Source organism: Rhizobium sp. TRM96647, assembly GCF_025780115.1.
In the GTDB taxonomy this organism is placed as follows: Bacteria; Pseudomonadota; Alphaproteobacteria; order Rhizobiales; family Rhizobiaceae; genus Mycoplana.
The window spans coordinates 95656-117235 of the sequence record NZ_JAOXHF010000013.1; the positions used below are offsets into that span (position 1 = coordinate 95656).

Genomic DNA, 21580 nt, shown 5'->3' on the forward strand with positions numbered 1-21580 from the left:
TCAGATCGGCCTGACACCCCTTCATTATGAAAGACCGTACCAGGCGCCGCGGCCGGCACCGTGCAGGACGAGGTGCCCTTGATCCACGAGCGCCCTGAGATGATCCTTAATGGTGTGACGGCTTGCATCGGTGATCCGTGCAGCCTCCGCGACCGTAATCCGCCCGTGCTCGCGTGCCAACGCGAGCAATGTCACGGATAATTCCGGCATGTCGGCGAGGATAATACGCTCGCGCTCCATTTTCTTCTCAAGTCGCGTCTTCTGCCGATGCAGCGCTCTCAGAAAGTACTCGATCCAGGGATTCCAGTCGGGCTCGGCGTTGCGTATCGTTCCCTGCGTGCGCCGAAGCGAGATGTAATAGCTCTCCTTGCTTTGCTCGATGATGCTTTCGAGCGAGCTGTAGGGGACGTAAGCGTAGCCGGCCCGCAGGAGCAACAAGGTGGTCAGAATACGCGATAGGCGGCCATTGCCATCCTGGAATGGATGGATTTCCAGGAAAACGACAACGAAGATCGCGACGACCAAAAGTGCATGGAGTCGCTTTTCTCGCCCTTGCTCATCCAGCCAGGCGATCAGTTCTTCCATTCGACGCGGCGTATCGAACGGTGATGCCGTTTCGAACACTATGCCGAGGCTCTGGCCCTGTTCGTTGAACGCTTCCACGTTGTTTGAGAGGGTTTTGTAGGCGCCGCGATGCCGCTCGTCCTTTGTCGAGTGCGAAAGAAGGTCGCGGTGGAGCTGACGGACATGATTCTCGGTGAACGAAATAGCTTCGTGAGCACTGAAGATCGTCTCCATCACCTCCGCATAGCCGGCAACCTCTTGCTCGTCGCGTGTCGTAAACGACCCCAAGCGGATGTTTGCCAGAAGCTTTTCGACCTCTCGGTCGGTGAGGCGTGCCCCTTCGATACGTGTGGAGGAACCGACGCTTTCGATCGTGGCCACACGCCGGAGGCTGGACAACCGCTCGGGCGCGATCCGGCCGATCGCACGCCAAGCACCCTTGAATTCGTCAATTTCGGCGATCAGCGACAGAACTTCAGGCGTGATCCGGACGGTCACCGTATTTAAAAGTTCCATTTACTCATCCATTCCCACCCAATTCCCGCAACGCTGTTATGCACTATTTATCCATCCATTTCCATCCAATCTCGACGGAGAGTTTGTCTGATCTGTCAGTCGTGAGTCAGATGAGTGGTTGTTCGGTCCTCCTATGCTGGGCAAGGCACTGGCGACCGAGGACGAGGATTTCCAAGTCTCTGACGTCTCTAGGAGTTCGGATGAGATCAGCGCGGAAGAGCAGCGGGGTCGTAGGTTCGATCCCGCTCAAGGGCCAAAAGCAGCGGGGCGCCATCCCTGACGCACGACCTGCCTAGTGTGCAGCACAGGCGGCCGTATCGACAAGCGCCCCGTAACAAGATGTATGGCATGCGCACGGTAGATGGTGGTGGCGCTCGGCTCAGAACTCCCTGCAAAGGTTCGTCGCCACAGCGCCCGTTTGCGCGGGACACCGTCGAGACGGCAGCTTATCGGACGCGCGCACCCTTCCCGTCGAAGACGAAGCTTCGTGCGGCGGGAAAGACCAGCCGGATCCGGTCGCCGTTTGCAGGCTGCAGGTCGCCCCGGCTTTCGATGGTGACGCCCTGTCCTTCGGCCAGGCGGCAATAGACGTAGCAGGTGCCGCCGAGATATTCGGTGAACTCCACGGTGGCAGGCAGGCCGTCTTCGCCCTCCGTCGAGATCAGGATATGCTCGGGCCGTATGCCGAAGATCAGCGGCGCCTTTTCGGCAAGCGTCGCCTGAAGCGGCGGGGCGGGCAGCCGCGTCTCGCCCAGGCGGACGGCGCCCTCGCTCCATGTCCCTTGCAGCAGGTTCATGCGCGGCGAGCCGATGAAACCGGCGACGAAAGTGTTGGCGGGGTCCTCGTAGACCTGCCGCGGCGTGCCGACCTGCTCGATGCGGCCATCGCGCAGGATGACGATACGGTCGGCAAGCGTCATGGCCTCCGTCTGGTCGTGCGTCACGTAGATCATCGTATTGCCGAGGTCCCGGTGCAGCCGGGCGATCTCGATGCGCATTGAGACGCGCAGCTCCGCGTCGAGATTGGACAGAGGCTCGTCGAACAGGAAGACATCCGGTTCGCGCACGATGGCCCGACCGATCGCCACGCGCTGCCGCTGGCCGCCGGAAAGCTGGCCCGGCCGCCGGTCAAGGAGATGCTCGATCTTGAGGATCGCGGCGGCCTGCCCGACACGGCGGTCGATTTCTGCCGCCTCGGTACGCGACATCTTCAGGCCGAAGGCCAGGTTGTCGCGCACCGTCATGTGCGGATAGAGCGCATAGGACTGGAAGACCATGGCGATGCCGCGGTCCGAGGGGTCCAGGTCGGTGACGTCGCGCCCCTTGATGGCGACTTCTCCATCGGTCACCTCCTCCAGCCCGGCGATCATGCGTAGGAGTGTAGATTTCCCGCAGCCGGATGGGCCGACGAAGACGACGAACTCGCCCTCGCCGATCGTCAGGTCGACGCCGTGGATGACCGCCAGGCTGCCATAGTTCTTGCGCACATCCGTCAGGGTCAGGCTCGTGCGCCGTGCTTCGTTCTTCATGAGAGTCGCCCTATTTGCCGGCCTGCAGCCAGACGAGCATGCTGCCCGGCGCGCGGTTGTCCCAGAGATGATAGGGCACGAGGCGCAGCGAGGCCGGTTTGCGGCCGGCCGGCGTGGTGCGGTAGAGCGCTTCACCCCAGTCGCACGCATCCTCCCGCTCGATCGTCAGATCGAGGGCGACCGCGCCGTTGAGACCGGGCAGCACTTCGGTCTGCGCCTGCGGCAGGGTTGCGGGAACAACGAGGGCGTTCAGGTCGCCGCCATTGTCGACCTCTTCCGCGCAATAGACGAGCGGGCCACGCATCAGCGCGACACGGCCGACATCCTGCCGGACCTTTGGATTGGCATATTGCGGCCGAAGCGACAGCGGCAGGAACAGGGCCACCCTGTCGCCATCGGCCCATTCGCGCTCGATGCGAACATAGCCATCCGCCGTGATGGCCGCAAGGTCGAGCATCTTCCCGCTGACGCTGAGCGTCGCGCCTTCGGCCCATTCGGGAATGCGCAACGACAGCGCAAAGCGCGCGGGCGCCGAAAGCTGGACGTTGAAGGCGATGCTTCCTTCCCAGGGATAGTGGGTGGTCTGTTTCAGCGACACATCAGCCCCGTTGGCCAGCGTGCAGCGCAGGGTGCTCTCGCCATAGAGATGCACGGCGATCTCGTCATCGGCCGCCGCATACATGTAGGAGCCGATCGACGTGACGAGCCGGGCGATGTTCGGCGGGCAGCAGGGGCAATGATGCCACTTCCAGCGATGGTGCTTGCCTGTCGATTCCAGCGGATTGTCGTAGAAGAAGGTCTTACCGTCGATGGAGAGGCCCGGCAGGGCACCGTTGTAGAGCGCCTGCTCCATGATATCGGCATAGCGCCGGTCCGGTCCGCGGCCAAGCATCCGGTTCGCCCAGAAGACCAGCCCGACCGAGGCGCAAGTCTCGGCATAGGCGGTGTCGTTCGGCAGGTCGAAATAGTCCGTGAAGCCCTCGTTGGAGGCAGCCGGGCCGATGCCGCCGGTTATATACATCTGCTTGGTGACGACGTCGTCCCAGAGCACCTCCAGCGCGTCCGTCAGGCTGTCGTCGTTGTATTCGGTGGCGATATCCGCCATGCCCGAATAGAGGTACATCGCGCGCACAGCGTGGCCCACGACCTTCTTCTGTTCGCGGACCGGAAGGTGCGCCTGGCCGTATTCGTAGGTTTTCTGGATGTAGTCCTTCGGATCGCGGCCGTCGCGCCGGGCCTCGACCGTGAAGAAATGCGGCTCCGTTCCCCGTTCGTCAACGAAGAACTTCGAGAGGTCGAGATACTTTTTTTCACCGGTCACACGCGCAAGTTTAACCAGCGCCAGCTCGATTTCCTCATGGCCGTCATAGCCGGGCATCTGTTGCGGACCACGGCCGAAAACCTCGATCATATAGTCGGCATAGCGCGACATGATGTCGAGCAGCTTGCGCTTACCCGTCGCCTGGTAGTAGGCGACCGCCCCCTCGATCAGATGGCCGGCGCAATAGAGTTCGTGGTGGTCGCGCAGGTTCGTCCAGCGCCGATCCGGCTGCACGCGCTGGAACCAGGCATTCAGGTAGCCATCCTTGTCCTGCAGCTTTTCATAGAGGTCGATGATCGCGTCCGCCCGCGCCTCAAGCTTGGCGTTCGGCTTGCGGTAGAGCGAATAGGCGATGGTCTCGATCGACTTGCCGAGATCGGAGTCCCAGAACATCTGTGTCGAGCCGCCCCAGTCCAGGATCGGGATGACGATGCCGGGGCTCGGCTGGTCGACATCGATGGCCTGCACCATGCCGGCATCCACGCAGCGGTCGAGCAGCGCCTCGGCGGTAGAATCGCAGACGGCATCCTGCCATGTGCCCCAGAAGCCCCCTACCTCGACATCGGGAACGGCGACGGGACGGAACTGGCGGTCTTTGCGGGTCTTGCTCATGAGCTCTCTTTCTTTCATTTCACTGCGCCGGCCATCAGGCCGCGCATGTAATAGCGTTGCAGGAGAAGGAAGACGAAAAGGCAGGGCACGACCATGACGGTGACGCCGGCCTGAACGGCACCCCAGTTGATGGCGCCGAGCCGCCCCGCGCGCACCGCCGTCATCAGGACCGGCAGCGTGTAGTTCTCGTTGCTGGACAAGAGCACGAGGGCGGCGAGGAACTCGTTCCAGGCGTTGAGGAAAGCGAAGATCGAGACCGTCGCGATGCCCGGCATGACAAGCGGCATCAGCACGCGGAAAAGCAGCTTCAGGTCGCGCGCGCCGTCGATGCGCGCCGCTTCCTCGATCTCCTTGGGCACCGCATCGAAGGCGTTGCGCATCATGAAGACCGAGAAAGGCAGTTGCAGTGTCACATAGATCAGCATCAGCCCGAACAGCGAATTGTTGAGACCGAGCTTCGCCAGGATGATGAAAAGTGGCGTCAGGATCGACTGGAACGGGATCATCAGCGTGGCGATGATCAGCACGAAGAGCGCGTTCTTCAACGGGAATCGGTAGCGCGAGAAGCCATAGCCGGCGAGCACGCTGACCGCCACGGTCAATACGACGGTGCCGAGCGACACGACGATCGAGTTGACGGTGTGCTGCCACACGCCGGAGCCGAACCCGTCGAGCGCCCGGTAGGCATCGATGCTGATGCCGGAGGTCGGCCACGGCGGCAGGGGCGGCTGGCCGCTTTCGCTGTTCGAGCGGAAGGAGGCGAGGAAGCTGACGAGAAACGGCGCAAGGAAGAAGAACGCCGTTCCGATGCCGACGCCATGATAGGCGATGCGGTTCCACAGTGCCTTGCGGGCACGGATCTGCTGGCGTGTGGTCATGGGGCGGGCGGTCATGGGCGCTCTTCTCCCACCTTGAGCAGCCAGAGCTGCGCGATGCTGATGGCGACGAGGATGGTCAGGAGCGCGATGGAGAGCGCCGCGCCATAGCCGAGATTGAAGGACACGAAGGACTGGTTGAAGATATAGTAGACCACGGAGATCATTCGGTTCTGCGGCCCGCCCGACGTCATGATGTAGAACTGGTCGAAGGCGAGGATCGAGCCGGTGATCGACAGGATCAGGGCGAGCGCCAGCGTGCGGCGCATCAGCGGCAAAGTCAGGTGCTGGAAGCGCTGCCAGCGGCGCGCGCCATCGATGCGCGCGGCCTCCGTCAACTCGGCGGGGATCGCCTGCAGGCCGGTGAGCAGGATGATCATGGTGAAGCCTGCGATCTTCCACACGACCATCACGATGACGGTGAGGAAGGCCATGTCGAAGGTCGCCAGCAGGTTCACCCGGCCGGCCGTCAGGCCGAGCGCCTGGAAAAGGGGGGCAAACAGCCCGCTGTCGACATTGGCAAGCCAAACCCATAGCAGCGAGGCGGAGGCGAGGCCGACGACGACGGGCAGGAAGATGATGGTGCGATAGGCCGAGACGAAGCGTCTCTGCTTCTCGACAAAGAAGGCGAGCGGAAAGGCGACGGCGAAAATGGCGATCGTCACCACCACGGTATAATGCGCCGTGAAGCCAAGGGCGGTGAAGAAGCGCGCATCCGTCAGCATGCGGGTATAATTGCCCAGACCGATCCAGCGCGGCGCGCCGAGCAGCGGCCAGCGATGCAGGCTCATCCAGAGCGTGAAGAGCACGGGAATCAAGAAGAAAACCGTGACCAGCGCCATGGCCGGCGCGATGTAGAGGAGGCCTGAAAGACCTGATCTTTTTCGCTTGCGCCGCGCACGGGGCGGCCTGGATGCGGCTTTGGGCATCGTCATGGTACGTTCGCTTTCGATTGGCTGGACCGAGGAGGAGCCTTTCGGCTCCTCCCGCGGTTCGGGCGGGAGAGTGGCCCGCTCCGCTCGGCGCGGCTTATTGCGCCGCGTCGATGATCGACTGCATTTCCGACTGCGCGTTGGCGAACGCGCCATCGACATCGTCGCCGTAGATCGCGGCATTGATGAAGGTCGCCCACGGGCCGTTCGCCGAATTGATGAGGTCGTTGAACTGCAGCGTATAAGGCGTCTTGGCCACCGAAACCGCCTTCATGGCGACGTTGAGACGCGGATCGAGGCCGGCAAGGACCTCGTCGGCGATGTCCGAGCGTGTCGGCAGGCTGCCGAACTTGGCCATGATCTTCTGGCCTTCGACGGAATAGATGTATTCCAGGAACGCCTTCACGTTATCGAGCCGTGCAGTGCCTTTGGTCACGACGAAATTGTCGCCGCCCGCAAAGGACGACGGGTTGCCGTCGACACCGGGGATCAGCGTTACGCCGAAATCGATCTCCGGGTGCTGCGTGACCAGTGTGCCGATGGCGAAGGCGCCGAGGCTCTGCTGGCCGATCTTGCCATTGGTGATCGACAGGAAATTGACGCCGTTGTCGCTGGCCGAACCGGCGGGAACCGTGTCCTTGGCAACAAGGTTGCGATAGAAGTCGACCGCCGTGCGCATCTGCGGTGTGTCGAGCGTTGCCGTCTTGCTGTCTTCGGACAGGATGTCGGCACCCGCGCCCCAGACGAGCGGCGTGAAGGTGAAAATCATGCAGCCGCCGCAGCCGCCGCCGGAGAAATAGAAGCCGTAGGTATCGTCGCCGAGCGCGCGAATCTTTTCCGCATTGGCGGTGATCTCTTCCCAGTTCGCAGGCGCCTTCTCCGGATCGAGACCGGCCCTCTTGTAGAGGTCCTTGTTCCAGGCGAAGATCGAGGTCTCCACTGAAAGCGGCAGGCCGTATATCTTGTCTTTGTATGTTCCGAGCTTCACGTGGGCGGGTGCCAGCGAATTGAAATAGGACAGCGACTTCGCCCAGTCGGTCAGGTCTTCAAGCTGGTCGGCTGCAGCGAAGGCCGGCGTATAGATCAGGTCGAGAGACAGTGCGTCAGGCGCCTGGCCACCCGCGATTGCGGTCGCATATTTCTGGATGAGTTCCGCAAAGGGCACCTCGGTCAGTTCGACCGTATCGCCGCCCTTGGCATTGTAGGCCTTGACCACTTCCTTGACGGAATCGCCGATACCCGAGCGGACCCACATGGAAATCGTTTCCGCCGAAGCGGTGGACAGTATTGCGACGGAAAACAGGCATGTTGCGGACAAAAATTTCTTGAGCATAACTTCCTCCTCATTTTCGGGGCGTATGCGACGCTCCCTTCTCCTCACTCGATTTCAGGCCTTCCCGCCTCCACAGGATTGCCGAACGGCAAGCCGGCACGGCAGCTTGCGCAGGCCAGGTTCGATGGTCTTGCCCTCGGCAAGCGCCAGCACGGTGCGCCCGGCCTCACGGCCGAGTTCCTTCAGATTCATGTCGACCGAGGTGAGCGGCGGGCGCGCCTGATCGGCCATGATCTCCCAGTTGTCGAAGCCGATGACCGAGACGTCCTCCGGTACCCACACGCCGCGCTCGCGCAGGGCATCGATGACACCCCGCGCGATCTGGTCGTTGCCGCAGAAGATGCCGTCCGGCTTTTCGCTGTCCTGGCTCCAGAGGCTGGCGACAGCTTCGTGGCCCCACCGCTCTGCCCATACGCCGTAGAGCACAGCAGCATCGCTGCCGGCATGGGCTCGAAAAGCCAGGGAACGTTCACGCACGGAGGCGAATTCCTGCGGCCCGGTAATATGTACCAGCCGCGTTCGCCCAAGCTTGCGCAGCCAATTTGTTGCAAGCCCCGCTCCCTGCGCATCGTCAGAGGTCAGGGTGACGCTATCCGGCGTGCCCTCCGTGAAGGCGTAGACAACCGGAACCGGAAGTCCCGAAAGAACGACCGGTAGCGAGCGGTCGATGCGCTTGCCGGTGGCGATGATGCCGTCCACCTGTTTGTCTAGCATCGCATCGACATGGATCTTGCCGAGCGCCGGGTCGTCTTCGATAGCGCACAGAAAAACCGAAACGCCCTTGTCCACCAGCGCCTCAGAGACACCGGCCATGACAGGCAGCGTGAAGCGACCATAGGTATCGTTCGTCAGAAGGCCGATCGTGAAGGAACGGTTGAAGAGCAGACCGCGTGCCAGGGCGTTCGGGCGAAAGCCGATATTCTCGGCAACCTGTTTGATCCGGACGCGTGTCTCGGGCGCCATCCGGCCATTGTCGTTCAGCGCCTTTGAGACGGTGGAGACACTGACCCCGGCGGCGCGGGCAACGTCGTGGATCGTCGCGCGTCCAATTCTAGTGCGTTGATTGCTCAGCTCGGTCTCCCATCCAATTGAGCATGAGAAAACCTTTGCGCAGGGCGAATGTCAACATGAGAAAAGCTTTTCTCAAAAATATCCGACGGATGCTCTCAGGGCTTCAGCAGCACCTTGCCAAGCTTGCCGGGCATGAGCGAAGCCTTGACCGCATCGATGATCTGCTTGAACCCGAACACACCCTCGACGGGCAGCTTCAACTGGCCGCCAGCAACGAGCCAACAATTCGTCAGCAAGCTGGAGCCATTGCTTTCGTAGAATTAGACACCAAAGGCGCTGAACGCTCAGGCGGCCCGACCTGCGGCCTCCGGCGGATGCTTACAGCCTCAGCCTCGGGCAGGTCACAAGTCGTCGAAATAAGATGACTCGAAAACTCATATTATTTGATCTGGAGCAAATTCGTCATGTTTGTTTCGGCTAGTTTGCCTGCAAGAGGGTTTTCTGGGGCACGGAATGATATTGGTCGAGGGCATCGCTCGCTACTTTGCGAAAGACGGTAGCGCCGTCCCCCTGCGCGACGCTTTCGCTCGCCGTAGCGCAGTCATGCCGTTCAGGGGTAAGCAGCGGCTTCCGGGCGAAGACATTCAAGCCGCGTGGCAACGGTTGTCGTCGCACCCCTCTCAGCGTCAAAAGCGGCTTGCCTATATCCATGTTCCGTTCTGCGCAAACCATTGCCTGTTCTGTGGTTTCTACCGCAATGCCTATGTGCCGGACGTCGGCGCAACCTATACCGACCGGGTCATCGAGGAAATCAGGCGTGAGGCGTCCGCGCCGGCCGTAGCGGGCAATCCGATTCATGCCGTTTACCTCGGCGGGGGTACCCCGACGGCCCTCAGCGCCACCGAACTTTCCCGTCTGATCGCTACCGTCAGGGCCGAGCTGCCTCTGGCGGCGGATTGCGAGATCACTGTCGAAGGCCGGATTATCCATTTCGATCCGGAAAAGATCGACGCCTGCCTAGAGGCAGGCGCCAACCGTTTCTCCATCGGCATTCAGAGCTTCAATACCGATGTCCGGAGACGGCAGGGTCGGCGGTCGAGCCGCGAGGAGGCGATAACGTTTCTCGAAAATCTTCGGGACCGGGATCGCGCTGCTTTGGTCATCGACCTGATGTACGGATTGCCGGGACAGACGTTGGACGTCTGGCAGCAGGATCTGCAGACCGCGGCGGCGATCGCACCGGATGGTATCGATCTGTATGGCCTCAATCTCATTCCTGGCACTCCGCTGTTCACAGCCATCAATGCCGGCAAGTTTCCGTCCGCCCCCGGTCTCTCCGAGATTGGTGAGTACTATCGCGTTGGAGTGGAGTTCTTTCGTCAAAGGAGCTGGCGCCAGATCAGCAACAACCACTGGGGACGCGCCACGCGCGAAAGGAACCTCTACAACCTGCTGATCAAGGAGGGCGCCGACTGCATCGCCTTTGGTTCCGGTGCCGGGGGTACGATCGGCACACACAGCTATGCTCTGACCGGAGATCTGAAGCAATACGATGAAGACGTGAGCGCCGGCCGCAAGCCGCTTGGCATGATGGCCGTCTCCGATGATCTCCAGCCCTTGCGCAACATGGTGACGGCGGGATTCGAGGTTGGCCATCTCGAACTGGGCCGGCTGGACATCCTTGCGGGTTGTGAAATGACGGCGGTCCTGCGTCCGCTTCTGACCCAATGGCAGCGCGCCGGCCTGTTGTCCTTCCCAGACAACGTCATCGACCTCACCGTGGCTGGGCGCTTCTGGTACGGAAACCTGGTGTCCGCCTTCCACGACATTGTCGAAAACACGCTGCGTCCGTCCACGGACGCGGTCTGAAATAACCCGTACTCAAGCAGAAATGGAGTCACTGCCATGCAGCATCTCAGCCACGCGGAAAAGATCGAGCGGATCCGTCAGGCACTTGCCGATAAGCCGGACGGTATTCTGGAAATGATTGCCAGCGAGTATGCAGTTCCTGTCCAGACAGTGATCGAATGCGTGCCGTCCGGCCTTACACGCGTTGACGGCAACTGCTTCGTAGACGTGCTGAGCGATGTCGCCGACTGGGGCGATATCACCTTCATTTGCCATTCGAAGGATGCGGTCGTGGAGTTCTCCGGCCCCTTCCCCAAGGGGCGCACCGGTCATGGCATGTACAATCTGCAGGGTGGAAAGACCGGTCTCTCAGGTCATCTCCGCCCGGAAAATTGCAAGTCCATCTTCTTCGTTCGCCGCCCCTTCATGGGCATGGAGACCCTGTCGATCCAGTTTTTTAATGCCGGTGGCGAAGCCATTTTCAAGATCTACGTCGGACGCGATGAGAACCGCCGCCTGAAGGCCGAACAGATCGAACGCTTCGACCGACTGGAAAATCTTTTTTCCGAAACGGCCGGGAACGCTTGAGATGCGTCCGCTGCTGATCTTCGGCGCAAGCCGTGGCGTGGGACTGGAACTGGCGCGGATCGAGCGCGCGGCTGGCAGGCCGGTCGTCGCCGTAGTGCGGCAAAATTCCAATGCCGAAGCGCTGGCAGCGACAGGCACACAGGTGCTACGCGGCAATGCGCTGGAGCGGGGGGATGTCACGCGGGCCTTCGCGCAACTCGCCGATGAACACGACGTCGTCTCCACCCTTGGCGGGCAGGAAGAGGACGGGCGACGCGCCGACGACATTGGCAACATCAACATCATCGAGGAGGCAGAGTTATCCGGCAAAGCCGGGCGCTTTCTGCTGGTCACGTCGATCGGGTGCGGCGACATGGCGCCTTACCGTTCGGCAAGGGCGGTCGCGGCATTTGGCGCAGCGGTCGATGCCAAGACAATCGCTGAGGATCGGCTGAAGGCAGGCAACCTTCGCTGGACGATCGTGCGGCCCGGTGGGCTACTGTCCGAGCCGGCGACCGGCCGCGGTATCCTGGCGCAAGACCCGGAGATACACGGGTTCATTCACCGGCAGGATGTCGCGCAATTGGTCGGCCGAGCATTGCGCACCCCGGCAACCACCGGTCACGCTTTTGCGGCGGTCGACGACCAACGCATGAACTGCGTGAATGCCGTGCACCCATTCCCCTTGGCGAACTAGAGGCAGGCAAGCATGAACACCATCGTCATGATCATCCTGACTCTGCTGCCAAGCGGCGATCTGTCCTCCAGCTTCGTCAACGTAGATACGATCGGGGAGTGCGAGCAGCGCCTCCAGCGCATCCGGCCGATTCTCGAAAGCAGCAATACGCTGCGAGAGGCCGGCTGTTTCAAGAGCGAAGCGCAGTTCGGTCTCTTCGACCACGATCCTCCCGCGGGTGCACCGCGCTACGACTTCCTTGTGAGCTTTGACGGCGATCTTGCAGTGGTCGGCAAAGTGAAGAGCGCCGAGGATTGTCGTCAGGCGCAGGAGCGCAAGCCGACGTCCGAGGGACAGCGGCATTTTTGCACGACATCGACACAGGACATGGCCGGCAACGGCAAGTGATCCTCGACCACGGCAACGCATGAAGGGGCGCGGGGCAGCGCCCAAGAATAGAGGCATTTATGACAACGACATCAACAGAGATGACGCCGGGGCAGATGGCCGGCGTGTGGCGGCGGCTGGCCTTGGCGTTGCTGGTATCGACAGCAGCCATTGATCCTGCGTGGGCACAGGATGCTGGGGGAACCTGGCTGGATACGATCACGGTCATCGGCACCCGCACGGAGATGACTGTCAAGGACAATCCGCGTTCTGTGGCGGTGATTACCAGCGAGGAAATCGAGCGCCGTGCGCCGGAAAGCATCGCGGCGATGCTCCGCGACGTGCCGGGGGTCGAGGTGGCAGACGAATCCATCGCGGGCATGAAGCGACTGCGTATCCGCGGCGAAAGTTCCCGCCGCGTAACGATCCTCGTTGACGGGCAGGAAATCACAGACCACAGCACCTTTGGCACGCCGATCCTGGTTGACCCTGCCACGGTCGAACGCATCGAGGTGTTGAAGGGACCGTCATCCGTGCTGTACGGCGCCAAGGCGATCGGCGGTGTCGTCAATATCATCACCAAGAAGGGCGCCGACAAGCCGGTCCAGGTCGAAGCGGGCGGTAGCTTTAATTCCGGTGCGAAAGGGTGGCAGGGCTGGACCGCCGTTGCCGGCAGCACGAACGGTTTGGACTATCGGCTGTCGGGAATGAGGAACGACTACGGCAATCGTGTTGTGCCGGAAGGACGGTATTCGTCCACCGGCGAACTGGAGGGCACGTCCTTCTCCAACGACAATCTGTATGCGCATCTCGGCTACCGCTTCGGGGAAGCGGACAACCACTATATTGCAGTCAAAGCAGAACAGCACCGTCTGGAAAGCGAGAGCTGGCCGGGCGTGGATATGAGCCCCCTCATCCAGAATTTCAAGATAGACCTACCGCAACGCGACCGCCGCAAGATCGGTCTGTACTATGACGGCGACGAAATCAGCGAGGTGGTTCGAAGGGTCCACTTCGATCTCTACTACCAGACGATCGACCGGCTCTTCAAAAACGATATCCTGACCGCCGTGGGTCCTGCGCGCACTGTCGACGTCACCTCCACCTCCGACGACCGCATCGTCGACTATGGGGCGAATGCGCAGGTCGATCTTGATCTTTGGGAAGGTCACCAGACGATCGTCGGCGCGCAATACCTCTCCGACAAGCTGGATACGAAGAAGAGCTCCACCACGACGATGACGGGCTTTGCGCCGTTTCCCATCACCACCTCGTCTCAGTCCCGCGACGAGGCTCACATCGACAACTATTCCCTTTACGCCCAGGACGAGTGGAGCCTGAGCGATGAGCTGAGGCTGACCTCCGGTCTCCGTCTGATTCACGTCCGCACGGATCTGGACGATACGACCGTTGCCGCGCGCGCCGGTTTCAAAGGCACGAACGATACGCGGCTCCTGTCCTCGTTGGGACTGACGTGGGAGCCGATCGGTAGTCTTGTGCTGCGCACGAGCTATTCGGAAGGCTATATCAGTCCGACGCTGCTTCAGCTTTTCAGCACCAGTACTGCAGGTGGACAGACGATCTACGGCAACCCGGAACTTGATCCGGAACTGTCGCGCAACGTCGAAGTTGGTGCTCGCTATGAGGGGTCGGGTTGGGCACTCGACGGCGCGGCCTTCTACTCGAGGGCGCGAGATTACATTGCGACGACGAGCTGCGTATCCGTTACGGAATTTTGCCAGAGCACTGGAACGCCGTCGTCGACGACTTCGATCTATGTAAATGCCGACCGGGCGACGACGTACGGGATGGAACTGCTGGCCGAATACACCTACGGCGATACCGGCATCACGCCGTATGTCAGCGGGACCTGGATCCGTCGCGAACTGGAGTTTGCCACTTTCTCTACCCACAACACCGACACACCGGCCTTATCGGGGCGAATCGGGGTCAAGTATGAGGATGAGTGGCAGGACGTGCCGTTCTGGACCGATCTCTTCGTTCGTGGCTCCGTCGCCACCAAGCAGACCTACTTCGAGGGCGGCGACCTCGTGACCGACGAACTGCCCGGCTGGGGCACACTCAATTTCGCGGCGGGTGCCAATTTTGGTGAAGATCAGCGCTTCTCGGTTTCGATGCACCTGAACAATCTCCTGAACAAGGAATACCGGCCCACCTTCGGTGAGCTGCCTGGTGTCGGGCGCAGCATCGAGCTGGCTGCGCAGGTGAAATTCTGATGACGAGACACTCGATGCGTCCATGCGGGCGCATCGAGTGTCCTTGAGCAGCCAGTTGGCTCGGCGTTCGGCGCCGCTACGCAATTTTTGGTTCTTCATTTCTTTCACCGGGCTCCGATAGGCAATTTGCCAGCTCGAACGCCACCGCCTTCATGAGCTCCAGACCATCACCCAGGAGTTCCTGATCAGCGTTGCCGGTATCATCAAGACGCGGGCGGCAGCTAGGGGGCTGCCGATTGAAGACAGACGTCCTGCCGCAGCGGGAGCTCAAAGTAGAGACACTTTCATCGCTTTCACGATGCCGGCGTCTGTGTGTTTGGGCCGCGGAGAAACAAACCCGAGCTCGAGCGCCGTGCCGGTGGGGGTGGCAACGGTCGAGCAGGACGAGTGGATTTCGCGGAGCGGCAGCCTCGCCTTGATGGCTCCGAGGGTCTCAAGACTCACGCCGGATCCCGGCATGATCACGATGCGGTCGCCGGCATGGGCGAAACAGGCCGCAAGAGCATCCAGCCCGCTTAGCACCGTGGCCTGCCCTCCCGAGCTCAGGATGCGCTCAAAGCCGAGCTCGACGGCAATGTCGATGGCCCGGGTGAAATCGGGGCCGGTGAGGTCGAAGGCGCGGTGCAGCGTCCTGCCCAATCCTTTCGCATGATCGGCGAGACGCCCGAGTACATCACGGTTTAGGCTGCCGTCTATGTGGTTGGCGCCGAGCACCACGCCGTCCAGTCCGGCGGCGTGCACGGCGTCGATGTCACCAAGGAGTGCGGCTATGTCCTCCTCGCCGTAGACAAAATCACCCGGCCGCGACCGGATCATGGCGTAGACCGGGACCTGTACCCTGGCCGCCAGCGCCATCAGGCCAGGCGACGGGGTCAAGCCCCCGATTTCCAGAGCTGAGCACAGTTCGATGCGATCGGCGCCGCCCGAAATCGCGGCGGCGAGTCCTTCGGGACTGTCTACGCAGACTTCGAGCAGAATGTCCTCAGGCATTCGCGATCTCCTGGAAGCCGACGGTGGCGGCCCCGATCAGTCCGGGTTCGGTGGTCAATTCGGCCTTGACCAACAGCGGGTCGGCGGCGCTGCGCAGGGTGCGGCGGCGCACCTCCTGGTCGAGTGTCGTGATGAGCTCTGGCACGTTGGAAAGCCCCCCGCCGACAGGCACGATGGAGGAGCCAATGACGTTGAGAGTGAGCGCCAGCGGCACGCTGACCAGTTCGAGGTAGATGTCGAGCGTGCGGCTCGCCTTCGCCTCGCCTTCCCGCCAGTTGTCGATTATGTCCGTGCTGGGCAGGACCTCCCCGCAAAGAACATGGTGCAGCTTTTCGATGCCCCGCGCGCCTCCGACCGTGTCGACACAACCACGCTGTCCGCAGCCGCAGGCGAAGTGCGGTATCTCGACCGCCGGCTGACCGACCACCGTCTGCAGGGCCTTGCCGTGCCCCCACTCACCGGCAAAGCCGCCGGCGCCGACCACGATGCGCCCCCCGATGACCAGTCCGCCGCCGACGCCGGTCCCGAGAATGAGGCCGAAGACGTTGCTGTGCCCCTTGCCGGCGCCGCTGGTCGCTTCGGCCAGCGTGAAGCAGTCTGCATCATTGGCGATCCATACCGGCAGGCCGATGACGCGCTCGAGATCGGCCGCGACGTTGCGACCATCAATGCAAGGGATATTGGCGCACTTTAAACGGCCGGAAGCAGGATCGACAACACCGGTGATCGAAATGGACACGCCCTGAGCGGTCATACCACCAAGTGTCACTCGTTCGGTGATGATGGCGGCGAAGGCGTCGAAATCGTCGAGCGGCGTTGTCACTCGGTCAAGGACCTCGATTTCTCCGCACGGGCGGGCACGGGCGCTTTTTATCGTTGAACCGCCAATGTCGAAACAGGTAATCATCAAAACAGCCCTTTATGAGATTCTGCGACACGGCATCTGGCCGGACGTGGCGGTTTTCCAGACCGATACTTGGGAAAGAAGCAATGGACAGTTCGCGCAAACAACGCATTTTGCCGACCATCGCCGACGTGGCCGAGCTTGCCGGGGTGTCGCGTGCCATCGCCTCGCGCGCGCTGTCGCGCGAAAGCCGTCCGGTTTCGGCCGACAAGCGAGCCCGCGTGCTTGAAGCAGCGGAAAAGCTCGGCTTCAAGCCCAATCTCCTGGCCCGCAGCCTGACCACCAAGACGGTCAACCTGATCGCCGTCATCGTCAACCATATCCACGACTTCTCCGATCTCGATCTGTTCGACCTGCTGATCGGCGAAATCCAATCGATCGGCAAGCAGGTCATCATTGTGCGTGTCGGCACGGTAGAGCGCGCCGAGGAGTTCCTGCGCAATGGTGTTGCCTACCATGTGGATGCCGCGCTCGTGTTCTCCGACTTCGCCGACGCGGAAACGGTGCGCCGGATGTTCCGGAACGACGATGTTCTGATGCTCAACGGTATGCATGACGAGCTCTCGCCCTCAATCGTCCCGGATGAAACCATTGGCATCGCCCAAGCGGTGGCCGATGCCGCTAGCAAGGGCGTGGCAACCGCTGCGCTTGTTACCGGCCGCCTGTCCTCGCCAGTCGAGCAAATCCGCATCGCTGCCTTCAAGACCGAGATGCAGCGTCACGGCATTGAACTCGTCGCCGAGTTCCGCGGCGACTACTCCTATGCCAGCGGCCGGCACATGGCGCAGTTGCCCGACTGGCCAGATGTCGATGCAGTGTTCTGCTCGTCCGATGCCATGGCCATGGGTGTGATGGACGTTCATCGCGATGCATTCTCGCAAAACCAACCCCGGCGCTTCAGGCTCTACGGCTTCGACAATCTGTCGCTGACCGATTTCGAGGCCTATCCGATCTCGTCCATCGGCTATGACAAGAAGGTATATGTCGGTGAGATTTTGCGCTTCCTCAACTCCCCGGACGGACTTGCCAACGACAAGTCCCTGGTGAATGTACCGACCTTCTTCGTGCCGCGCGCGACATCCTGAAAGCAGAAAACGGGCAGGCCGGAGTACCGGCCGGCCCGTCATTGGACTGGTTCCTTACCAGAGGGGGGTCAGAACCGGCGGGTTTGCCGTCTCGCCCCACCACTTCTTGTAGTTTTTCTGATAGGCGCCGCTCTGAATGTACTCCGAGACGAACATGTCAATCCAGCGGACGAAGCTCTCGTCGCCCTTGGCGACCGCGATGCCGATCGGGTCGTTGGAGTAGAGACCCGGAAGGGTCACGAGATTTTCGTTCTTGGTGGCGAGGTAGTCGAGCAGGGACGAATCCTCGATGGCCGCATCGACACGCTTTTGCTGTAGCAACAGAACGCCTTCCGGCGCGAAGGTATCGGTGTAGACCAGCTCGGCCTGGGGTGCTGCAGTCTGGATGAAGGTCTCACCGGTCGAGCCGCGGCCAACCACGATCTTCTTGCCGGCGAGATCCTCGATCTTCGAAATGCCTGCGTCCTTCTGCACGACGATACGCAGACCGGCGCGGTTGTAGGGAATTGAGAAGTCGACCGACTTGGCGCGCTCGAGCGTAGCCGAGGTATTGGCGACGGCGATGTCGATCTGGCCCGACACCAGCATCGAGATGCGTGCATCACCCGAAACGTCGACAAACTCGACGGGCACTCCGAGTTTCTCGGCGATCATGGTCGCGACGTCGACGTCATAACCCACCGGGTTGTTCTGAGCGTCGCGGAAGCCAATAGGCTCGCCGCCGAGCGACACACCGATGCGGACCGTGCCGCGATCGCGGATCTCGTCGATCTTGCCGGCCTGCGCCTGACCCGCAGTCGTGAGGCCGATGGCAAGCGCCAGGCCCGCAAGTTTCACAAAGAGATTTTTCATGCTCCCACTCCTTTGGTTGTTAGGATTTGATCGGTTCGGCGAAGCGGTGTTCCGGTTCCGGCAGGCTTTCGTCCCAGTACCAGAAGCGGATCTGTTCTTCGCAATTTAGGCTGACGACTTTGTGGTTGCCCTTGGCGTCGAGCGCATGGATGACGACGCCGGCCAGAAAACCCTGCTTGAGTTCTCGCAATTCCTCGACCGCCAGCGCAACTGCGTCTTCCAACGAGTGGCCGAGGCGCATGGCGAGCACGATGGTCCGCGCCGTGCCGCAACGCATCGTCATCTCGCCGGTGTGCGTGCAGGCGGCAGCGCCAAAGCGGCTGTCGGCATAGAAGCCGGCGCCTGGAATGGGCGAGTCGCCAAGCCGGCCCGGATATTTCCATGCCCAGCCCGACGTCGAGGTGACCACGTTGATGCCGGCTGTGCTGTCCATCGATAGGAAGACAGTGGTGTCGCGGACGCGCTCGGGATCGGTAATCGTACGGCTGAGCGGCGCCAGCGGAATGTCGGGGAATTTTGCAAGTTCGTCTGGTGAAAGCTCCTTCTCCAGCCGTTCCCACCAGACGCGCTTGCTGTCTTCGTACAACGTCTCATCGGCGGAAAAGCCGATCTCGGTAGCAAACCGGCGGGCACCGTCGCCTGTAAGCATAACATGCGGCAGGCGCTTCATGACCTCGTGGGCGAGCGCGGAGACCGGCAGCGTATCGGGCACAGCGCCCACCGAGCCGACCTCGCGGGTCGTGCCGTCCATGACGCCGGCATCGAACTCCATTCGGCCGAGCATGTTGGGCCAGCCGCCAAAGCCGACGGATCGCACCTTGACCTCGCGCTCCACTTCGCCGATGCCGGCGACCATAGCGTCGAGACCGTGGCGACCCGCCTTCAACAGGTCAATGCTCTTGGAGAAGCCGGGCCAAGCCTCGGAGTTGGCAAGCAGGATCATCTAACGTCTTTCAGTCTTTGCGCATCTTGGAAAGGAACTGTGCCACGCGTGGCATCGCCATGCCCTTGTCGGAGAAGAACTCTTCGGTCGGCAGGTCGGCGATCAAATGCCCCTTGTCGAGGAAGGCGATACGCGTGGAGATGGAGCGGGCGAACGCGATCTCGTGGGTGACGAACACCATGGTCGTACCTTGCTTTGCAAGATCGGCCAGGATTGACAAGACCTCGGCCGTCATCTCGGGGTCGAGTGCGCTCGTCACTTCGTCGAGCAGGAGATAACTCGGCTTCATCGCCAGGGCCCTGCAGATGCCGACGCGCTGGCGCTGGCCGCCCGAAAGCTGCGCCGGATAGGCGTCGGCGCGCTCGGACAGGCCCACCTGCTGGAGCAGCCGCCGCGCCTCGGCCTCCGCCTCCTTGCGCAACACCTTGAGCACTTCGACCGGAGCGAGCGCAATATTCTGGACCGCCGTCATATGCGGGTAAAGATTAAACAGCTGGAACACCGTGCCGGAACGCTTGCGCGCCTCGGCCAGCTCGCGGGGGTTGGACACATCGAAGCCATCCACGGTGATCCGGCCGGCATCAATCCTCTCGAGCCCGTTGATGCATCGGATGAGCGTCGATTTCCCCGAGCCCGAGGAACCTAGCACCGAGATGACCTCGCCCGGACGGATTTCGAGGTCGATCCCGTCGAGGACGGTGTGGGCATCGAACGACTTGCGCAGGCCGGTGATGCTGATCATTTACAGACCCTTCCACTTGGTATGGGCGCGGAGCTGCTTTTCGAAGCGGCCGCCGACGTAAGCCACCAGTTTGGCGGTGAGATAGTAGAGCGCGCCGACGACGGTCCAGACGACGAACGGTTTGAGCGTGCGCAGGTTGAGGATGTTACCGACCTTGGTCAGATCCATCACGCCGATGACCGAGATCAGCGAGGTGACCTGTAGCTGGTTGACGAGCAGCCCCGTCAGTGGGCCGATGGCGAAGGCGGTGGCCTGGGGGGCGATGACCCGGCGCAGTATCTGCCAGCGGCTGAGGCCGAAGACGCGGGCCGCCTCAAGTTGGTCACGCCCCACGGATTCGATCGCCGAGACGGCGATGACATAAATGAAGGCGGCACTGTTGCCGGAGAGGGTGATGACGGCAGCCTCGGTCGGCGTCACATTGATTTTCAGGAAGGCCGGCAAACCGAAAAAGACAAGAAACAGCTGTACCAGCACCGGCGAGTTCTTGAGCAGCTCGGCGATGAAGGCGACGAGACGGGCAAGGACGGGCACCCTGTAGAAGTGGCTCACCGCCCAGAACAAGCCTATGACAAGCCCGAGCAGCGTGGTCGACACGAAGAGGGCAAGCGAAACGCCGAGCCCCCGCAGCAGCAGCACCAGATCGTAAGGCGTAAAGTCCCCGTAAAGCATCAGGCGGCCCCCTTCGCCTGGTCACCATTGAGGCGGCGATGCAGCGTGCCGACTGCTGCGGAGACCAGCGAGGTGAGCGTCGCGTAGACGACGAGCAGCACGAAGTAGACCTCGAAAGGCCTGAAGGTCTGCGACGCCACGATCTTGGCCGACCCGGTCAGCTCATTGAGCGTGATCGTCGACAGGATCGATGATGTGAGGATGAGGTTGATGAAGACGGAGCCCAGCGGCCGAACCGATGTCCGCAGCGCAATGGGCATGACGATCCTGCGAAAGATTGTGCTCTTCTTCAGTCCACTGACCTGCGCGGCCTCTATGATGCCGGGGTCGATCGCCAGGATGCCGGAGCGGATGACGTCCGAGGTGAAGGCTCCGCCGGCAATGGACATGGCGATGACGCCAGTCGTGAAAGCATCAATGTAGATGCCGATCTCAGGCAGCCCGAAATAGAAAAAGAACAACTGCACGATGAAAGGGATGTTGCGGAAGAGGTCGACATAGACCGCCGACGCCTTGTTGAGCAGCGGCGAAGCCGATGTCCGCGCCATTGCGACCAGCAGACCGAGCACAAGGCTACCGAGGACGGCAAGCAGGCATGCTTGAAAGGTCAACCAAGCCCCTTCCAGCAGGAAGGGGACATGTTTGGCGAGGATCGACAGATCGAACTTCAAGCGGCATGTCCCAGTAGTGAAACCGGTTTCACAATGAAGAACGTCCGGAATCTTGTCAACGGAATTTCGAAGCGGTTCGCGGTTCAGGTGGCGCTGGTGCATCGACGGCCCCCATTGCATAGATCACCTGAACCAGGGGCTGGGTCTTGCCGGGAAACACTCGGAACAGCAAGCCTTGAGCACCGACTAGGAGGATGCCACCGCGGTCTCTTGGCTCGGGATAGTCACACTCCCGCCTCAACAGATGAATATTTTTCTCTTTGGCTCGCCATGTATGTTCCGAGTCAGCTGGCTGGCCTCTTTCACGAAGGGG

At 61.5% G+C, this 21580-nt stretch carries 21 protein-coding genes; 6 read left to right on the forward strand and 15 right to left on the reverse strand.

The genetic code is table 11. The annotated features are described in order from the left end of the window. Positions 1-24 precede the first annotated feature (24 nt). From OCK02_RS21115 to OCK02_RS21150, 8 genes are all read right to left on the reverse strand, one after another. Complete coding sequence (locus tag OCK02_RS21115; protein WP_263814719.1) at positions 25-1080, reverse strand: Fic family protein; 1056 nt, start codon at positions 1078-1080, stop codon at positions 25-27. A 446-nt stretch (positions 1081-1526) separates the two neighbouring features. Then, entirely contained in the window at positions 1527-2609 is a 1083-nt protein-coding gene (locus OCK02_RS21120) for an ABC transporter ATP-binding protein (protein ID WP_263814720.1), read from the reverse strand. 10 nt (positions 2610-2619) lie between these two features. Beyond that, entirely contained in the window at positions 2620-4542 is a 1923-nt protein-coding gene (locus OCK02_RS21125) for a glycoside hydrolase family 127 protein (protein ID WP_263814721.1), read from the reverse strand. A 14-nt stretch (positions 4543-4556) separates the two neighbouring features. Then, positions 4557-5420: a carbohydrate ABC transporter permease gene (locus OCK02_RS21130; RefSeq protein WP_263814778.1), complete on the reverse strand. Its 864-nt coding sequence runs from the start codon at positions 5418-5420 to the stop codon at positions 4557-4559. 11 nt (positions 5421-5431) lie between these two features. Then, positions 5432-6346: a carbohydrate ABC transporter permease gene (locus OCK02_RS21135; RefSeq protein WP_412178881.1), complete on the reverse strand. Its 915-nt coding sequence runs from the start codon at positions 6344-6346 to the stop codon at positions 5432-5434. 100 nt (positions 6347-6446) lie between these two features. Then, positions 6447-7682: an ABC transporter substrate-binding protein gene (locus OCK02_RS21140; protein WP_263814723.1), complete on the reverse strand. Its 1236-nt coding sequence runs from the start codon at positions 7680-7682 to the stop codon at positions 6447-6449. Positions 7683-7736: 54 nt separating this feature from the next. Next, positions 7737-8732: a LacI family DNA-binding transcriptional regulator gene (locus OCK02_RS21145; RefSeq protein WP_318530148.1), complete on the reverse strand. Its 996-nt coding sequence runs from the start codon at positions 8730-8732 to the stop codon at positions 7737-7739. 116 nt (positions 8733-8848) lie between these two features. Next, positions 8849-8989 carry a hypothetical protein gene (locus tag OCK02_RS21150; protein ID WP_263814724.1) on the reverse strand — a complete coding sequence of 47 codons (141 nt, stop codon included), beginning with the start codon at positions 8987-8989 and terminating at the stop codon, positions 8849-8851. Between the two features lie 223 nt (positions 8990-9212). Here OCK02_RS21150 and hutW point away from each other — a divergent pair, with 223 nt between their 5' ends. The 5 genes from hutW to OCK02_RS21175 are packed head-to-tail and all read left to right on the forward strand — an operon-like array spanning position 9213 to position 14408. Continuing rightward, on the forward strand, positions 9213-10562 hold the full coding sequence (hutW, locus tag OCK02_RS21155; protein WP_263814725.1) for a heme anaerobic degradation radical SAM methyltransferase ChuW/HutW: 1350 nt from the start codon (positions 9213-9215) through the stop codon (positions 10560-10562). Between the two features lie 36 nt (positions 10563-10598). After that, positions 10599-11129 carry a heme utilization cystosolic carrier protein HutX gene (hutX, locus tag OCK02_RS21160; RefSeq protein ID WP_263814726.1) on the forward strand — a complete coding sequence of 177 codons (531 nt, stop codon included), beginning with the start codon at positions 10599-10601 and terminating at the stop codon, positions 11127-11129. Between the two features lies 1 nt (position 11130). Then, on the forward strand, positions 11131-11805 hold the full coding sequence (locus tag OCK02_RS21165; RefSeq protein ID WP_263814727.1) for an NAD(P)H-binding protein: 675 nt from the start codon (positions 11131-11133) through the stop codon (positions 11803-11805). 12 nt (positions 11806-11817) lie between these two features. Further along, positions 11818-12192 (forward strand): hypothetical protein, encoded by a 375-nt coding sequence (locus OCK02_RS21170; RefSeq protein WP_263814728.1) that lies wholly within the window; start codon positions 11818-11820, stop codon positions 12190-12192. Between the two features lie 59 nt (positions 12193-12251). Next, the gene (locus OCK02_RS21175) at positions 12252-14408 is read left to right on the forward strand and encodes a TonB-dependent receptor plug domain-containing protein (RefSeq protein WP_263814729.1); all 2157 of its coding nucleotides are present in this window, start codon (positions 12252-12254) and stop codon (positions 14406-14408) included. A gap of 267 nt (positions 14409-14675) precedes the next feature. On the opposite strand, the gene OCK02_RS21180 is transcribed toward OCK02_RS21175, so the two are convergent. Beyond that, complete coding sequence (locus OCK02_RS21180; protein ID WP_263814730.1) at positions 14676-15398, reverse strand: copper homeostasis protein CutC; 723 nt, start codon at positions 15396-15398, stop codon at positions 14676-14678. Next, positions 15391-16305: an ROK family protein gene (locus OCK02_RS21185; protein WP_263814731.1), complete on the reverse strand. Its 915-nt coding sequence runs from the start codon at positions 16303-16305 to the stop codon at positions 15391-15393. Before OCK02_RS21185 ends, OCK02_RS21180 begins: the two co-directional genes overlap by 8 nt. Before the next feature lie 83 nt (positions 16306-16388). On the opposite strand from OCK02_RS21185, the gene OCK02_RS21190 reads away from it, so the two are divergent. Further along, entirely contained in the window at positions 16389-17387 is a 999-nt protein-coding gene (locus OCK02_RS21190) for a LacI family DNA-binding transcriptional regulator (RefSeq protein WP_263814732.1), read from the forward strand. Between the two features lie 54 nt (positions 17388-17441). On the opposite strand, the gene OCK02_RS21195 is transcribed toward OCK02_RS21190, so the two are convergent. The 5 genes from OCK02_RS21195 to OCK02_RS21215 are packed head-to-tail and all read right to left on the reverse strand — an operon-like array spanning position 17442 to position 21369. After that, positions 17442-18239, reverse strand: coding sequence for a transporter substrate-binding domain-containing protein (locus OCK02_RS21195; protein WP_263814733.1), 798 nt, complete (start codon positions 18237-18239; stop codon positions 17442-17444). A 19-nt stretch (positions 18240-18258) separates the two neighbouring features. Continuing rightward, positions 18259-19182 (reverse strand): isoaspartyl peptidase/L-asparaginase, encoded by a 924-nt coding sequence (locus OCK02_RS21200; RefSeq protein ID WP_263814734.1) that lies wholly within the window; start codon positions 19180-19182, stop codon positions 18259-18261. A gap of 10 nt (positions 19183-19192) precedes the next feature. Beyond that, positions 19193-19924 carry an amino acid ABC transporter ATP-binding protein gene (locus tag OCK02_RS21205; RefSeq protein WP_263814735.1) on the reverse strand — a complete coding sequence of 244 codons (732 nt, stop codon included), beginning with the start codon at positions 19922-19924 and terminating at the stop codon, positions 19193-19195. Next, positions 19925-20596, reverse strand: coding sequence for an amino acid ABC transporter permease (locus OCK02_RS21210; RefSeq protein ID WP_263814736.1), 672 nt, complete (start codon positions 20594-20596; stop codon positions 19925-19927). Beyond that, positions 20596-21369, reverse strand: coding sequence for an amino acid ABC transporter permease (locus OCK02_RS21215; protein WP_263814737.1), 774 nt, complete (start codon positions 21367-21369; stop codon positions 20596-20598). Before OCK02_RS21215 ends, OCK02_RS21210 begins: the two co-directional genes overlap by 1 nt. Positions 21370-21580 lie beyond the last annotated feature (211 nt).

Coding starts and splice junctions, on each gene's coding strand:
- hutX (WP_263814726.1), top strand. CDS start 10,599: ATGCAGCATCTCAGCCACGCGGAAAAGATCGAGCGGATCCGTCAGGCA.
- OCK02_RS21175 (WP_263814729.1), top strand. CDS start 12,252: ATGACAACGACATCAACAGAGATGACGCCGGGGCAGATGGCCGGCGTG.
- OCK02_RS21125 (WP_263814721.1), bottom strand. CDS start 4,542: ATGAGCAAGACCCGCAAAGACCGCCAGTTCCGTCCCGTCGCCGTTCCC.
- OCK02_RS21115 (WP_263814719.1), bottom strand. CDS start 1,080: ATGGAACTTTTAAATACGGTGACCGTCCGGATCACGCCTGAAGTTCTG.
- OCK02_RS21170 (WP_263814728.1), top strand. CDS start 11,818: ATGAACACCATCGTCATGATCATCCTGACTCTGCTGCCAAGCGGCGAT.
- OCK02_RS21215 (WP_263814737.1), bottom strand. CDS start 21,369: ATGCACCAGCGCCACCTGAACCGCGAACCGCTTCGAAATTCCGTTGAC.
- OCK02_RS21190 (WP_263814732.1), top strand. CDS start 16,389: ATGGACAGTTCGCGCAAACAACGCATTTTGCCGACCATCGCCGACGTG.
- OCK02_RS21120 (WP_263814720.1), bottom strand. CDS start 2,609: ATGAAGAACGAAGCACGGCGCACGAGCCTGACCCTGACGGATGTGCGC.
- OCK02_RS21185 (WP_263814731.1), bottom strand. CDS start 16,305: ATGATTACCTGTTTCGACATTGGCGGTTCAACGATAAAAAGCGCCCGT.
- OCK02_RS21210 (WP_263814736.1), bottom strand. CDS start 20,596: ATGCTTTACGGGGACTTTACGCCTTACGATCTGGTGCTGCTGCTGCGG.
- OCK02_RS21140 (WP_263814723.1), bottom strand. CDS start 7,682: ATGCTCAAGAAATTTTTGTCCGCAACATGCCTGTTTTCCGTCGCAATA.
- OCK02_RS21135 (WP_412178881.1), bottom strand. CDS start 6,346: ATGCCCAAAGCCGCATCCAGGCCGCCCCGTGCGCGGCGCAAGCGAAAA.
- OCK02_RS21195 (WP_263814733.1), bottom strand. CDS start 18,239: ATGAAAAATCTCTTTGTGAAACTTGCGGGCCTGGCGCTTGCCATCGGC.
- OCK02_RS21130 (WP_263814778.1), bottom strand. CDS start 5,420: ATGACCACACGCCAGCAGATCCGTGCCCGCAAGGCACTGTGGAACCGC.
- OCK02_RS21200 (WP_263814734.1), bottom strand. CDS start 19,182: ATGATCCTGCTTGCCAACTCCGAGGCTTGGCCCGGCTTCTCCAAGAGC.
- OCK02_RS21165 (WP_263814727.1), top strand. CDS start 11,131: ATGCGTCCGCTGCTGATCTTCGGCGCAAGCCGTGGCGTGGGACTGGAA.
- OCK02_RS21180 (WP_263814730.1), bottom strand. CDS start 15,398: ATGCCTGAGGACATTCTGCTCGAAGTCTGCGTAGACAGTCCCGAAGGA.
- OCK02_RS21205 (WP_263814735.1), bottom strand. CDS start 19,924: ATGATCAGCATCACCGGCCTGCGCAAGTCGTTCGATGCCCACACCGTC.